This window comes from Mesorhizobium sp. CA14, assembly GCF_020165195.1.
Classification (GTDB): Bacteria; Pseudomonadota; Alphaproteobacteria; order Rhizobiales; family Rhizobiaceae; genus Mesorhizobium.
Map to the genome: position 1 here is coordinate 180,403 of NZ_JAIUHR010000004.1, position 15,122 is coordinate 195,524.

Here is a 15,122-nt window from a genome sequence, read left to right on the forward strand (position 1 = left end):
CTGCACCAAATCGTGGAAAAAATCAGCCGCCGGTGACGCTCATATGCCGCAACACCGAAGGGCGGCTGGTGCGGCGGTCGATGATGAAGTCATGGCCCTTGGGCTTGCGGCCGATGGCCTCGTCGATCGCCTCGCCGAGCAGTTCGTTGCCTTCGGAGGCGCGCAGGGGCGCCCGGAGGTCGGCGGCGTCCTCCTGCCCAAGGCACATATAGAGCGTGCCGGTGCAGGTGAGCCGCACGCGGTTGCAGCTTTCGCAGAAATTATGCGTCATCGGCGTGATGAAGCCGAGCCGGCCGCCGGTCTCCGTGACATGGACATAGCGGGCAGGGCCGCCGGTCTTATAAGGAATGTCGGCGAGCGTGAACTGGCGCTCCAGCGCCGCGCGCAGCAGCGACAGCGGCAGATACTGGTCGGTGCGGTCGGCCTCGATCTCGCCCATCGGCATCGTCTCGATGAGGGTGAGGTCCATGCCGCGGCCATGCGCCCAACGCATCAGCTCGGGGATTTCGGCATCGTTGAAGTCGCGCAGCGCGACCGCATTGAGCTTGATCTTCAGCCCGGCCTTCTGCGCGGCGTCGATGCCCTCTATCACCTTGCCGAAATTGCCCCAGCGCGTGATCTGGTGGAATTTCTCGGCATCGAGCGTGTCGAGCGAGACGTTGATGCGCTTGACGCCGCAATCGGCGAGCTCGGCTGCGAAGCGCGACAGCTGCGAGCCGTTGGTGGTCAGCGTCAGCTCTTCCAGGGCGCCGCTCTCCAGATGCCGCGACAGCTGGCGCACCAGATGCATGATGTTCTTGCGCACCAGTGGCTCGCCGCCCGTCAGCCTGAGCTTCTTGACGCCTTTCTCGATGAAAACGGTGCAGAGCCGGTCAAGCTCCTCGAGCGACAGCAGATCCTTCTTCGGCAGGAAGGTCATGTCCTCGGCCATGCAATAGGTACAGCGGAAATCGCAGCGGTCGGTGACCGACACGCGAAGGTAGCTGATCGTGCGACCGAAGGGGTCGATCATGTCCATTGCAAGCGCTTCCCGTGGCCTGAGCGGCGTCGTTATATACAGCTATGTGATACGATCCAATGCCGCATTCAAGATAGAAGCTCTTGATCTTTGGTAACATTCCCCGACCGACATCGCGTGTCGGCTGGCTGAAGTGTTTGTCCGATGCATGTCGTTTGTCCCAGAACCGCTGCACACTTCTGGGCGACATGCATTGGCACCGGTCTTTCCGGATCGTGCAAAGCGGCGTAGGGAAGGGCGCAACCCACACAGGACAGTGATGACCGCGCCAAAGGAACTCAGGGTCTCGAAAGACCGCAAGCTGCTGACCGTGACCTTTCCGGGACATCAGCCGTTCGAATTGCCGGCGGAGTTCTTGCGCGTGGCCTCGCCATCGGCGGAAGTGCAGGGCCATTCGCCGGAGCAGCGGGTGACAGTTCCGGGCAAGCGAAATGTCGCGATCCTCAAGATCGAGCCGGTCGGCAATTATGCGGTGCGCATCACCTTCGATGATTTCCACGACACCGGCATCTTCACCTGGAACTATCTGCATACGCTCGGCCACGAAAAGGACGAGCGCTGGAACGCCTATCTCGCCGAGCTGGCCGAGAAGGGGATGAGCCGGGATCGCTAGCCCGGCGCGTGGCAATCCAATGCCGGCTGTCGTCAAGGCGTCATGGACATGGAGTAGCGCCGGCAAAAGGTCAGGAGACGAAAGAGATGTCGCGCATCACATCCGTCGAACAGCTCGAGGCCCTCTACGGCCTGCCGGGCGAGGCTTCGGTCGTCAAGGAACTCGACCATGTGATTCCCGAATATGCCGCCTTCATCGAGGCCTCGCCCTTCGTGGCGCTGGCGACGAGCGGGTCCGAGGGCCTCGACTGCTCGCCGCGCGGCGATCTCGCTGGCTTCGTGCGCATTGTCGATGACAAGACTCTGATGGTGCCTGACAGGCGCGGCAACAATCGCGCCGATTCGCTGAAGAACATCATTCGCGATCCGCGCGTCGGGCTGCTCTTTCTGGTGCCGGGCTCGGGCACCACGCTGCGCATCAACGGCCGCGCCCATATCACGACCGATGCCGAGCTTTGCGCGTCCTTCATGGTCGACGGCAAGCCGGCCCGCTCCGTCACCGTCATCGATGTCGACACGGTCTATTTCCAGTGCGCCCGGGCCATCGTGCGCTCGGAGCTCTGGAACCCGGCCCGGCATGTCGACCCGAAGTCGCTGCCGACGCCCGGCCAGATCCTCGAGATCACCAGCCGCAAGAACATCGACGGCCAGAAGTACGACCAGGAATGGCCGGAAAGAGCCAAGAAGACGATGTGGTGACAGGTGCGCCGATATTCGGTGAGGCCGGCCTGCAAATGGCGGGTTCCTGCGCTTCCGGTGCTCACGTACTTTAAGCACGCTCCGCTCCGGTTCTCGGAACCCACCATTTTCGACTCGGCCTGACCGAAATCTCAGCACACCTAAGCCAAGTCTCAGCAAACCTGTGCTCAGGCTTCCTTCAGCACGTCGGCGATCTTGCGCATCTGCTCGCCGATCATGTCGCACTGTTCCGGCGTCGACTGGCTCATCGCCTTCTCGATCAGCGCCATGTGCACTTTCAACGCCTTCATCAGCAGGGCCTCGCCCGCCTCGGTTAGGTTCAGCCGCAGCACGCGCTTGTCCTTCTCGTCGCCTTCGCGGCGCAACAGGCCGCGGATTTCCAGCTGCGGCAACAGCATGGTGATGTTGGAGCGGCCGACCAAGAGCTTGCGGGCAAGGTCGTGCTGCGACATGCCGGGGTGGCGGTAAAGGTTCATCAGCACGTCGAGCTGCGCCGGCTTGAGGTCGAGCGGGGCGAGCTTCACCGCCAGGGTGCGCTCCAGCACATGGCAGGCGCGCGCCACCGCAACCCAGTTGCGAAAGCGAGGATTGTCCCAGGGCAGCTCTTGCTTAATGTTCATGTTTGAACTATTATGTTCATGCTTGAACGAATGAATGGACTGCCAATATGGCATCATTTGGAATGAAGGTCATCCGGGGCGTTTTTGGCGCGGCCGAGCATGTTGCGCCGCGTCTTAGCGGCCGCGCCGCGTTCGAATTGTTTTGCCGCACACCGAGCGTCAAGGCCTTGAGCGACGGCGAACGCCGGGCTGTCGAACGAGCCTCAGCCTTCATGGCCGAGGCGCGCCATCACAGGCTGAAGACCAGGACGGATTGCGTCGCGGTGCATGAATTCCGGCCGGAGCCGGGCAGGGAGTCGCGCGGCACGGTGCTCGTCATCCATGGCTGGCGCTCGCGCACCGAATATATGCGTGCCCTGATCGAAGGGTTTCGCGGCGCCGGCTACAAGGTTGTTTCGCTCGACCTGCCCGGGCATGGCCATTCGCCCGGCCGCCATCTCAACATGGTGACTGCCGTGGACGCGGCGCGGGTCGCCGGCGAATGGTTCGGCCCCTTTGCCGCCGTCGTCGGCCACTCCTTCGGCGGCGCGATTGCCGCCAATGCCGTCGCGGCGTCGGTCAAGGGCATGCCGCCGCTTCCGGCGCAAAAGCTGGTGCTGATTGCCGCGCCGAGCTCCTTGCCCGCGATCTTCGACGATTTCAGCCGCATGATGAATGTCGGGCCGCGCTCGCGCGTCGCCATGGCGGACCGGGTGAAGCATCTGTCCGGGCGGCCGCTCAGCGAATTCACCGGCGATCGCCAACTGGCCGCAGCATCGGTGCCGACACTGGTCATCCACGCGCCGGACGATCGCGAGGTTCATGCCGACCATGCCAAGCGTTATGCGGGCGCCGGCGAACATGTCCATCTGCACTGGGCCGACGGGCTCGGCCACCGCCGTATCCTCGCCGACAGGGATGTAGTCGCGCGCTCTGTCGGCTTCGTGACTGGGCAGCGGGAAACGGCCCTGCACTAGGCTGCGTTGATATTCAGGTGATGCCGGCCTGCGAACGATGGTTTCCTCCGCTTCCGGTGCTCGCGTACTTCAAGTACGCTCCGCTCCGGTTCTCGGAAATCATCGTTCTCGGCTCGGCCTAACCTGAATCTCAACACACCCTAATCAGCGTATCAGTCCGCCTTCTTTTTCCGCCCCGGCTCTAGGGGCAGGCCGGCCGCCTTCCAGGCGGTGTAGCCGCCGAGGATATGCTTGACCGGTGTCAGGCCCATGTCCTGCGCCGTCTTGGTGGCAAGCGCCGAGCGCCAGCCGCCGGCGCAGAAGAAGACGAACGTCTTGCCGCTGGCGAAGAACGTCTTGTGATACGGGCTTTCGGGATCGATCCAGAATTCCAGCATGCCGCGCGTCACATGCTTGGCGCCGGGAATCTTGCCGTCGCGCTCGACCTCGCGCGGGTCGCGCAGATCGACAAAAATCGTCTCGTCATCCTCCAGCAGCCCCGCTGCCTCCTCCGGCGACACGACCTCGATCTCGGCATTCGCCTCGTCGAGAAGCTGGCGATAACCTTTCTTCACGGCAAATCCTCCCGGCCACGCTCGCTGCGGCCACCGAAATTTCGATCACAAAGACTTGCGTTTGTCACGGGGTCAGGCGTTGGCGCCGGCCATCGTCGTCCACGCCGCCATAGCGCCGGCAACGGTCGCCATAAGGGCGGCATGGGTTGCGCCGTCTCGCGCCTGGATGGACATGCCATGCTGTACAGTAGCGAAGAAGGTGGCTGCGGCTTGGCAGTCGAAGTCGGCAGGCAGCTCGCCTTCAGCCACGGCCCGTCCCAGACGTCTTTCAAGCGCCGTCTGATTTTCGGCACGGCGGCGGCGCAGATCCTGGCAGATCAGCCCTTGCGTCGAATCCTGATGCAAGGCTCCGAGCGCGATGAGGCAACCCTGCGGCCGGTCGGTCTGCGCGTAGGCCCGGGCGGTCTGGGTTAAGAAGCCTTCGATCGCAAGCCGCGCGGTCGGAGCTTCTTCCAGCGTCGACCAGATGTCGGTGCCTTCGCTGCGCGTGTAGAGGTCAGTCGCCTTAAGAAAGAGCGCTTCCTTGCTGCCGAAGGCGGCATAGAGGCTGGGCGAATTGATGCCCATGGCCGCGGTCAGGTCGCTCAGCGACGCGCCCTCATAGCCCTTCGCCCAGAAAACCTCCATTGCGCGGCGCAAGGCAGACGCTCGATCAAAGCTTCGCGGGCGGCCTCTTTCCGGCATGATGTCCTTCTGTTGGTTCTTTTCTGTGTTGATCGATACATAATTCACTTGACGGCATCCGGCAAGCTTGGCAGGTATTTATGTATCGATCGTTACATTAAGGAGAATCCGATGTCTTCCAACCAGTTGCGCGGCAAGGCCGCATTCGTCACCGGCGGCAGCCGCGGTATCGGCGCGGCAATCGCGAAAAGACTGGCGCGTGACGGCGCGAATGTCGCCTTGACCTATGTGAATGGCGGGGAGCAGGCGCGCATCGTGGTCAATGAAATCGAAGCGGCCGGTGGGCGTGCCATCGCCATCAGGGCCGATGGCCGCGATGCCCGCGCGATCGAGAGCGCCGTCGATGAGACGATGGATGCATTTGGGCGGCTCGATATCCTGGTCAACAGTGCCGGCATCTGGCGCGCCGCGCCGATCGACACCTTGTCGCTCGCCGATTTCGACGAGAGCATGGAGGTCAATCTCAGAGCGCCTTTCGTCGCTTCCAAAGCCGCTGCGCGGCATATGGCGGATGGCGGCAGGATCATCTCGATCGGCAGCAATCTGGCCGAGCGCGTGACGGATCCGGGCCTCAGCGCCTATTCGACCAGCAAGGCGGCGCTGATCGGACTGACGAAGGCCCTGGCGCGCGACCTCGGTCCGCGCGGCATCACCGCCAACATTGTTCATCCGGGATCCACCGACACCGACATGAATCCCGCCAACGGGCCACATGCGGAGCACCAGCGTCGGAAGATGGCGACGCCGCGCTTCGGCGAGGCCGAGGAGATCGCGGGAATGGTGGCCTGGTTGGCAGGCCCTGAAGGACGCTTCGTCACGGGGGCATCGTTGACCATAGATGGCGGCGCCAACGCCTGATTGTTTTTCGACACCTTTGCGAGCGCGTGGGGGCCGGAGCAATCGCCGCTTTGGGTCTCACGATGATGTGAAACCGTTCTGCAACACGGCCCCGAAAATTTATGGAAGCTTAACGAAATCAGTATGAATCGGTATAGTCACGTCATACATCCGCCTTGCGGAGGGCGGGACCGTCCAGCGGCGTGGAACGGGAACCGGTTTCAACCGGTGCGGGTGAAGCATGAAAATCCTCGGGAACAAAAAGGCCGTCCTGCCGATCGCGATCGCGGCGACGCTTGCCCTCGGGCAGCAGTTGGCAAGCGCGCAAGGGCTGTTCGACATGCTGTTCGGCGGCGGCATCCGGCACAACCCGCAAGGCGAGTTTCCGCCGCCGCCAAAGCCGCGCAAGGTGCGGCCGGCCGGAGAGGATGGTGGCGGCGTCAGAATCAGCAGCCCAACCTACAACACCTACAGGGCCGACAAGCTTGTGCGGGTCGATTTCAAATCGCTGCTGCCGGCGCCGCAGCCGACGACCGCGCAGGACGCCGCCTTTGTCCCATCGGTGACGAGCAACAGCTTCCGTGATGCCCTTGCAGGCTTGAGCGATTACGAGCTGTTTGCCGAGCCGGATATCGCCAAAGCGCTGGTCGCCTATTATTCGGCCAATCCGGATTTCATCTGGGTGAGCGACAATGCCCCCAACAGCCGTGCGCAGGATGCGGTGCGCGTCCTGGGCGAGGCGGCGAGTTACGGCCTGACGCCGGCCGACTACTCCGTCGATGTCCCGGCTGCCGCCAGTTCCGCCGCCACACCGGAAGAACGGACCAAGGAACTGGTCCGCTTCGAGGTGGCGCTGTCGGCGCGCGTGCTGCGCTATGCGCATGATGCCCAGAGCGGCCGCGTCGACCCCAACCGGATGACCGGTTACTACGATTTCCCGGCCAAGCCCTTCGATCTGGAAGGCGCGCTGAAGACGCTGGCGCATACTCAGGAGGTCCGCACCTATCTTGAATCGCGGCATCCGCAGAATGCCGAGTACCAGGCGCTGCGCGTCGAGCTGGAGGCGCTCGAGGCCAGTGAGGAAAACGAGATCGTCGTCGATCCCAAATTGCTGCTCAAGCCGGGCGAGAGCAGCCCGGAACTGCCAAAGTTGCTGACGCTGATCGCCCGCAGTCTCGATGATGAGATGGGCGGCAGCTACGGCGAGGTGCTCGCCAGGCTAGGCAAGAGCGAGGTCTACGAACCCGAGCTGGTGCCGGTGATCAAGGCCGTGCAGCAGCGCGCCGGCATGAAGGGCGACGGCGTCATCGGCCCGCGCACCGTGACTTCGCTGTCCGGCGCGTCGAAGGCCGACAAGATCGAGAAGGTCAAGGTGGCGCTCGAGGAACTGCGCTGGATGCCGTCGGATCTCGGCAGCCCGCGCGTCTTCATCAACCAGCCGGCCTTCACCGCCAGCTATATCGACAACGGCGAAGAGAAGCTGAAGACCCGCGCGGTCATCGGCCGGGTCACCAACCAGACCGCCTTCTTCTACAACCAGATCAAGCAGGTCGACTTCCATCCCTATTGGGGCGTGCCGCAGTCGATCATCGTCAACGAGATGCTGCCAAGGCTGCGCGGCGATCCGGGCTATCTCGACCGCGCCGGCTATGAGGTGACGGATAGTAGCGGCAAGCGCATCCCGTCGGCGGCGGTCGATTGGGGTGCCTATGGCGCCAACATTCCGTTCAGCGTGCGTCAGCAGCCGAGCGAGGCCAATGCGCTGGGCGAGTTGAAGATCCTCTTCCCCAACAAGCATGCCATCTACATGCACGACACGCCGCAGAAGTCGTTCTTCGCGCGCGACATGCGCGCGCTCAGCCATGGCTGCGTGCGGTTGCAGGATCCGCGCGGCATGGCCGCCGCCGTGCTGGGCACCACGGTCGACGACATCGCCGAGAAGCTGAAGCACGGCCATTCGACCGAGAATGTCACGCGCGTCATTCCGGTCTATGTCGCCTATTTCACCGCTTGGCCGGACATGTCCGGCAAGGTCGAGTATTTCGACGACGTCTATGGCCGCGATTCCAAGCTGATGCAGGCATTGGACACGACCGAAGCGGTGCGCGCGCCGTCAAGCTGAGCAGTGGATCAACGGCCGGCGGAAGCCGGCGTCGCGCCCGGCGATCAACCAGTCGGAGCGCGGCACAGGAGTATTCAGGCGCTAGCTTTGTTGGAGATGGTCTTCTCCGAAAACCGGTTCCCACTTGTCGGGATCATGCTCTAACACACAGATGCCGGGGATCGGGCAGGGGCCATTTGCCCTAGCAGGTCTGGCGGAATGGCCGCGGGCGGGCGGGGTCTATCTGGGTTCGCCGCTGACGGGATCGTAGGTGATTTGGACCTTAGCCTTGTCCGTGGTGTAGTAGGTGATGGTGTAGCCGTCGCTGTCCCATTCAACCTCCTTCACATAGCGAAAGTCGGTGCGGTGCTCGACCTTGGCGACGATCTCCGAGAGTTTCTTGGCATTTTGCGGAGGCAGTGGCCGGTCGTCCGCCGCAAAGGCCGATCCGCCGGCAAGGCAGGCCGCGATACCGGTTGCCAAAACAACAGTGCGCATGAGAGCCCTCAGATCTCGTGTTGGCGGGTGCGGTCAGAAACTCGCACGTGGGCAGGTTGGTTCCGCCGCGTAAGAATAACGCTTTCCGGGGCGTTTGCCTCGGAGCGGCCGATCCATGTCCGCTCGTAACCAACCCAGCATTGCCCGGCGCGAAAGCCTGTTTGATTTCAAAAGGTAGGGGCGTGATATGGATGTGTCGCCTGATGTAACGAACGACTAACCATGCGCCGTATGGGGAGTTCGTCATATTAGCTGTTCGTAGTAGAGCTTTCGGTAAGACCCTGATAGAATTCTGATCACAACAGGGTGGCAACGGCGCGCCGGACCTGCCGGTGATATCCATCGGCAGACGGCGACGCGTTTCTTTTTGAGCGCAGGTCGCCTGTTCTGGACTGGAAGCGGGGACTGGGGGCTCGATCATGGCTGAACGGAATTATACCCGTCAGCTTGCGACAATCATTTCGATCGACGCCGTAGGATTCTCCCGGCTGATGGGCATCGACGACGAGCTTGCCGTCGCCGCCTTCGAGGAGAGGCGCGACATCATCTCCGACAGTTGCGGCGCCTTTGGCGGGCGCACGTTCGGCGATGCCGGCGACAGCATCATGGCCGAATTCGGCAACCCGATCGAAGCCCTGCGGGCGGCCTTCGATTTCCAGGACCGGATCGTGGCGCTGAACGCCGCGGTCGACGAGCACATGCGCATGCCGTTTCGGGCCGGGATCAACACCGGCGACGTTATCGTCCGGGAAGGCCGTCTCTACGGTGACGACGTGAATATCGCAGCCCGGCTGCAGGAATTCGCACCGCATGATGGCGTCGCCATCTCGGCGACGACGTGGCATCACGTGAAGGACAAGACGTCGGCCGTCTTCACCGATCTCGGCGAATTCAGCCTGAAGAATATCGCCCTACCGGTGCGGGTCCTGATCGCCGGCCGCGGCGGAAACGGCCCCGCGGCGACGGCTTCCTTCGCTTCCATCCCTGCCACGCCCGGCCATTTCAGGCCGATCGCCAAAGGCCCCCCTGCAATCGCGGTGCTGCCGTTCCAGGGCAACGGAAGCGAACCCGATGTCGGTTATATGGCGGACGGCATCGCCGAGGACATCATATACGGCCTTTCCAACACGCGCTGGCTCTCCGTCATCGCCAAGGGGTCCAGCTTCCAGTTTCGCGACGACAGCCTGGGCACAAGGCTCATCGGCAATGCGCTCGGCGCCCGCTACATCGTCAGCGGCACGCTGGCGCGCTCCGACAGGCAGATCCGCCTCAATACGTCGCTCACCGACACCTCGAACGGGCGCCTGGTCTGGTCGCAGCGCTTCGACCGCGATCTCGTCGACATCTTCAGCCTGCGCGACCAGATCGGCAGTGAGATCGTTTCCATCCTCGACAAGGAGGTCGATCGTGCCGAGCAGGCGCGCACGTTCCAGGTGCCGTGGGAAAGCCTCGAAACCTGGCAACTGGTCAGGCGCGGCCGCTGGCACATGAACAGGCGGACACGTCGCGATACCGAAATCGCGCTCGACTTCTTCGACAAGGCCTATCAGGAAGATCCGAATTCAAGCGCCGTGCTCAACGAGCTCGCATGGTGGTATTTCTGGCGGGCATGGCTGCGTTTCGGCGACAGCGACGATCTGGAGAAAGTCGAGACGCTTGCGCGCAAGGCGCTTCTGATGGACAGCCTCGATGCGCGTCCGCATGCCTATCTCGGCGCCGCCGACATCATGCGCGGCCTGCCGGCGTTGGCGGCCGAGCATCTGGCCGAAGCGATCCACATCAATCCGAGCTTTGCCTTCGCCCGTTCGGCCATGGGCAGCGCGCACCTTTTGCTTGGCGATGCGATCAGCGCGATCCCGTTCTTCCTCGATACCGAGCGATTGAGCCCGTTCGACCTTTATCGCTTCCACAATCTGGGGGAACTGGCCGCGGCCTATTGCTTCGTCGAGGACTGGCAGGCTGCGATCGCCACGGCCGAGCGCTCGCTCAACCTGTCGCCGGGTTACTTCTATGCCAGATTCCTGAAGATAGGCGCGCTGATGAGAAGCGGCCGGCGCGACGAAGCGGCGCGCGAGCTTGCGATTTTCATGACCAGGCATCCCGATTTTTCCGAGCAGAGGATACGCTGGATACCGTTCGTCGACCCGGCCAAGAACAATTTCCTGATCGGCAATTTTGATCTGGCCAAGTCTGCCGCATGATCGCCGGGGCCGACAACAAATGACTGTGAGCGAGTTCACATACGCCAGACCGATGCAAACTTAGGCCAGAATAATGCCGGCATCGCATTGACGTGGATAGCCGGGGGGCTTGAACGCGATGATCACTTTAAAATACTTCGCCGCCGTCCGCGCCGCTCAGAAGAGCCAGCGTCCAGTCGTCGAGATGCCGCCTTTCGACATCAACCGCCTGCGTTCTAAAAGCGGCATTGCTTCCCGCATCGCCGGCTTTCTTCTTAGCGATCCGCGCTGGCTGCTGTCGCTGCTGCGCCGTTTCTGGCCTAATCTCGGCTTCGGCAATTTCCTGCTCGTCACCAAGGGCGCGGATGTGCGCGACATATTGGAGCGGGGCAATGAGTTCGAGACGCCCTACGGGCCGGAAATGGCCGAACTCGCCCGGGGCTCGAATTTCATTCTCGGTATGCAGGACGGCGCCGCATACCGGCAAATGAAATCGGCGGTGCTAAGCGCTTTCCCGCCAGCGGAAGTCGAAGCCATCGTCCGGCCGATCGCCGAGCGCCATTCGCGCGATATCGTAACCGGCGCCAGCCCCGGTTTCGATGCCGTCGCCGGGTTGATGAAGATCGTGCCGGTGCGCATCTGCCGCGATTATTTCGGCCTTGAGATCGACGACGAAACCGAATTCGCAGACTGGTCGATTGCGCTCAGCGCATTGTTCTTCTCCGACCCGACGGCAAATCCCACCACGCGCCAGCTTGCCGTGGTCGGCGGCGATCGCCTGATCAAGGTCATAGACCGCTCGATCGCCGCGGTCAGGGAAAGGGCGGGCAGGGACGACCGGCCGCTGGCCCGCCTGGTCGCGCTGATGGATCAGGGGCGCCTGTCGCTGCCCGACATCCATTCCATCATGCTCGGCATGGTCGCCGGCTTTGTGCCAACCAACGTGCTTGCCGGCAGCAACTGCCTGGATGTGATCCTGTCGCGCAGCGATGCGCGGCAAGCCATCGATCAGGCTGTCGCTGCCGGCGATACCGGCAAGCTCGACCGGGCCGTGCTGGAGGCCATGCGCTTCAAGCCGATCTGGATCGGGCCATGGCGCTACACGAGGCGTGACGCGGTCATCGGCAAGGGCACGCGCCGGGAGCGCCTGGTCAAGGCCGGAACAGTGGTGATGCCGGCGACACTTTCAGCCATGTTCGATCCGGACATCGTGCAGCGGCCGAACGAGTTCGATACGTCTCGCCCGCATCGCGACTACATGGTGTTCGGCTACGGCATCCATCTGTGCATCGGCGCCGAGATCGCCCGCATCCAGATCGGCGAATGCGTCCGCGCCCTGTTCAGCAAACCGAAGCTCGCCCGCGCACGGGGCAGGGCCGGCAAGATGGTCAGTGTCGGCGCCTATCCGGCAAGCCTCAAGGTCGATTTCGAGCGCTCGCCGCTTTGCCGCATCGCCGATCAATCGATGGTGACGGTGGTCTGCCCGATCACCCGCCCGGTGCCGCTCGATGCGGTGCGCGACAAGGTTGCGGATCTCGGCAATCCGGCGATCGGCGAACTCAGCGCCGCGCTCGACAAGGCCGGCACCATTCATTTCACCAGCCTGGCCGTCGCTCCCACCGGCAAGGACGAGAAAACCGGGACCGAGACCGGCGCGCTGGTGTTCGAAATCTCCGGCGACGGCAGCACCGACGACGTCGTTGCCGCCATTGCGCAATCGATCGGGCATCGGCTGCGGCCGATCTTCAGGGATGTCTGTGGCCTGCCGGACGGCGGCTCGCTGGAGGACTTCCTGAAGCGCAACCACATAGAGATATCGCCCTCGTTCGGCAGCGCGGCCGGGCTGGTTTTCTCCGGCACGCCGGGACATTCCGTGAGGCGGATCCTGGCCGAGGCCAAGCTCGCCGACAGCGTGCGTGAGATCGTCGAGAAGCCGCGCGCGGGCACCGGCAACGCGATGGACGTGCTGGCCGAGGCGCGCCGGCATGTGCGCTGCCTCGGGCAATTCGGCTGGGCGTTCGAGGCCGCCGAAAGCCTGCTGGAAAGGCCGCCGGGCCACTGGTCGCGTGCGCTGACAACGACGCTTTTGACGCCGGCGATGTTCGCCACCGTCGCGCTCGTCGTTCTCGCCTTTTGGCGCATGACCTATGTGCTCGTGTTCGGCAATCCGCATGGCGTCACCTTCGCCAATGTCGCGATCGCCGGCGCCGCGCTTCTGCTTTCGGTGCTCGGCCTGCTGGCCATCCTGATCCTTCTCGTCGGCCTTTGCTTCCTGGCGCTGCGGCGGCTCGAGGACAAGGACCGGCCGGCGAACACGCCTGTCGATGTGAGCGCGCTCGAAAAGATCCTCGCGAAGGAGGACCACGCCGCGCAGAACAATTTGACGGCGATCTCGACGATGAAGAGGGGGATCTTGCGGCGGCTGGCGCTGCGGCTCTCCTTCTATCTCATCTCGATATCGGCGCAGAAGGTATTCCGGCCGGGCTTCCTTGCCACCATCAACACCATTCATTTCGCCCGCTGGGTGCTGTTGCCCGGCACCGACAGGCTGGTGTTCTTCTCCAACTACGGCGGCAGCTGGGAAAGCTATCTCGAGGATTTCATCGCCAAGGCCGCGGCCGGTCTGACCGGCGTGTGGAGCAACACCGAAGGCTATCCGCGCACGCGCTGGCTGTTCCTCGACGGCGCGCGCGACGGCGATCGTTTCAAGCGCTGGGCGCGGCGCCAGCAGGTGCCGACGCTGTTCTGGTACAGCGCCTATCCGCATCTCAACACCACCCGCATCCGCATCAACTCCAGGATCAGGCGCGGCATCGCCTCGGCCACCGGCAACGAGGCGCGCGACTGGCTGAGCCTCTTCGGTTCGCTTCCACGCCCGCAAGCGCGGCCGGCGGACGCGACCAGCCTGGCTGGACCGGCGTCTGCGCCGCTCGAAGAGCTGGAATCCGGGGAAATCCAGTCGATCTTCTTCGGGCCGTTCGGCGCGCTCGGCCATGCGCATATGCTTGCGATCGAGGTGCCGGACGGTTTGCCGGCGGCGAAGCGCAAGGCGTGGCTCGACTTCGTGACTGAAAAAACCAGCTTCGGCGACGGCGTGCCGGCCGGCCGTGCCATGACGGTGGCGTTCGGCCCCAACGGCCTGCGCCGGCTGGGCCTCGAGGGCGGCGTCGACGACCGGCCGCTGGACACGTTCCCCGTGGCTTTCCGCCAGGGCATGGGAACGCCCGAGCGCAGCCGCATCCTCAACGATACCGGCCCCGACGCTCCAGACAAATGGCAGTGGGGCTCGCCCAAAAATCCCGTCGACCTCGTCATCGTCTGCTACGCCGAGACGCCGGCCACGCTGAAAGCCGAGATCGCGGCCATGAAGCGACAGACGACGGGCGCGGGCATGTCCGTGACCGCCGAACTGCCGCTGATGGTGCGGCGCGACGGCAAGCGGGCGGTCGAGCATTTCGGTTTCGTCGACGGCGTCTCGCAGCCGATCGTTCGCGGCACGGCGCGCGCCGCCAAGGGAGCCGCGCCCATGCATCTCGTCGCGCCCGGCGAGTTCCTGTTCGGCTATCGCGACGAGCATGGCTTCTATCCAGCTTCGCCGTCGGTCGAGGCGGCGCTGGACCGCACCGGGATCCTGTCGCAGGTGCGGCGCAACCGTCAGATCCCGGGGCAGCCGCCTCCGCCGCGCGATTTCGGCCGCAACGGCACCTTCCTCGTCGTGCGGCAGTTCGAGCAGCATGTCGAATTGTTCGACGATTATTGCCGGCAGGCCGCCGTTCAGGTCGCCCACGAGACCGGCGATGCGGCCATCACGCCGCGCTGGGTGGCGGCAAAGATGCTCGGCCGCTGGCAGGATGGCAGTTCGCTGGTGCGCAATCCGAACGGGCGTCCGGGCCGCGGCGTCGACAATGATTTCGCGCTTGGCGCGGAGGATCCGCAAGGGCACGCTTGTCCGCTCGGCTCCCACATACGCCGTTCCAACCCGCGCGATTCGCTCGGCGAGGACCGGGAGACGCAGATCAGGATCGGCAAGCGCCACCGCATCCTACGCGTCGGCCGCACCTATGAGAAGAAGGGCAGAGGCGGAAAGACCGAGAAGGGGCTGCTCTTCATGTGCCTCAACGCCGACATCGAGCGCCAATACGAGTTCATCCAGCAGACATGGGTCTCATCGAACTCGTTCCAGGGCCTGGTCGGCGAAACCGATCCGACGATCGGCGCGCGCGGCGGCGGCCGCTTCTCGATCCCGTCCTGGGAAAAGGTCACCGTGCTCAAGAATGTGCCGCAGTTCGTCACCACCAAAGGGGGCGGCTATTTCTTCATGCCGAGCCGCTCGGCGCTGCGCTATCTGATTTCGCGGCTGTGA

The 15,122-nt window shown here is 63.7% G+C and carries 12 protein-coding genes; 7 read left to right on the plus strand and 5 right to left on the minus strand.

Annotated features, from left to right (window positions below; genetic code table 11):
* Positions 1-22: 22 nt before the first annotated feature.
* Positions 23-1,018 carry a GTP 3',8-cyclase MoaA gene (moaA, locus tag LB565_RS07235; protein ID WP_224582442.1) on the minus strand — a complete coding sequence of 332 codons (996 nt, stop codon included), beginning with the start codon at positions 1,016-1,018 and terminating at the stop codon, positions 23-25.
* 259 nt (positions 1,019-1,277) lie between these two features.
* Between moaA and LB565_RS07240 the strand changes: the two genes are divergently transcribed.
* Both LB565_RS07240 and LB565_RS07245 read left to right on the plus strand, forming a co-directional pair.
* Positions 1,278-1,631: a gamma-butyrobetaine hydroxylase-like domain-containing protein gene (locus tag LB565_RS07240; RefSeq protein ID WP_224582443.1), complete on the plus strand. Its 354-nt coding sequence runs from the start codon at positions 1,278-1,280 to the stop codon at positions 1,629-1,631.
* An 86-nt stretch (positions 1,632-1,717) separates the two neighbouring features.
* The gene (locus LB565_RS07245; protein ID WP_224582444.1) at positions 1,718-2,329 is read left to right on the plus strand and encodes a pyridoxamine 5'-phosphate oxidase family protein; all 612 of its coding nucleotides are present in this window, start codon (positions 1,718-1,720) and stop codon (positions 2,327-2,329) included.
* A 167-nt stretch (positions 2,330-2,496) separates the two neighbouring features.
* Here LB565_RS07245 and LB565_RS07250 read toward each other — a convergent pair whose 3' ends face one another.
* A complete protein-coding gene (locus LB565_RS07250; protein WP_224582445.1) occupies positions 2,497-2,949 on the minus strand; it encodes a MarR family winged helix-turn-helix transcriptional regulator in 453 nt (150 codons plus the stop codon).
* A 47-nt stretch (positions 2,950-2,996) separates the two neighbouring features.
* Between LB565_RS07250 and LB565_RS07255 the strand changes: the two genes are divergently transcribed.
* Positions 2,997-3,905, plus strand: a complete 909-nt coding sequence (locus tag LB565_RS07255; protein WP_224582446.1) for an alpha/beta hydrolase — start codon at positions 2,997-2,999, stop codon at positions 3,903-3,905.
* Positions 3,906-4,057: 152 nt separating this feature from the next.
* Here the strand turns inward: LB565_RS07255 and LB565_RS07260 are convergent, their stop codons facing one another.
* On the minus strand, positions 4,058-4,459 hold the full coding sequence (locus tag LB565_RS07260; RefSeq protein WP_224582447.1) for a rhodanese-like domain-containing protein: 402 nt from the start codon (positions 4,457-4,459) through the stop codon (positions 4,058-4,060).
* Between the two features lie 72 nt (positions 4,460-4,531).
* On the minus strand, positions 4,532-5,143 hold the full coding sequence (locus LB565_RS07265) for a TetR/AcrR family transcriptional regulator (protein WP_224582448.1): 612 nt from the start codon (positions 5,141-5,143) through the stop codon (positions 4,532-4,534).
* A 111-nt stretch (positions 5,144-5,254) separates the two neighbouring features.
* On the opposite strand from LB565_RS07265, the gene LB565_RS07270 reads away from it, so the two are divergent.
* Positions 5,255-6,001: a 3-oxoacyl-ACP reductase family protein gene (locus LB565_RS07270; protein WP_224582449.1), complete on the plus strand. Its 747-nt coding sequence runs from the start codon at positions 5,255-5,257 to the stop codon at positions 5,999-6,001.
* A gap of 220 nt (positions 6,002-6,221) precedes the next feature.
* On the plus strand, positions 6,222-8,102 hold the full coding sequence (locus tag LB565_RS07275) for a murein L,D-transpeptidase (RefSeq protein WP_224582450.1): 1,881 nt from the start codon (positions 6,222-6,224) through the stop codon (positions 8,100-8,102).
* Between the two features lie 219 nt (positions 8,103-8,321).
* Here the strand turns inward: LB565_RS07275 and LB565_RS07280 are convergent, their stop codons facing one another.
* Positions 8,322-8,579 (minus strand): PepSY domain-containing protein, encoded by a 258-nt coding sequence (locus LB565_RS07280; protein ID WP_224582451.1) that lies wholly within the window; start codon positions 8,577-8,579, stop codon positions 8,322-8,324.
* Positions 8,580-8,998: 419 nt separating this feature from the next.
* Here LB565_RS07280 and LB565_RS07285 point away from each other — a divergent pair, with 419 nt between their 5' ends.
* Both LB565_RS07285 and LB565_RS07290 read left to right on the plus strand, forming a co-directional pair.
* Complete coding sequence (locus LB565_RS07285; RefSeq protein WP_224582452.1) at positions 8,999-10,780, plus strand: adenylate/guanylate cyclase domain-containing protein; 1,782 nt, start codon at positions 8,999-9,001, stop codon at positions 10,778-10,780.
* Between the two features lie 118 nt (positions 10,781-10,898).
* Positions 10,899-15,122, plus strand: coding sequence for a cytochrome P450 (locus LB565_RS07290; RefSeq protein ID WP_224582453.1), 4,224 nt, complete (start codon positions 10,899-10,901; stop codon positions 15,120-15,122).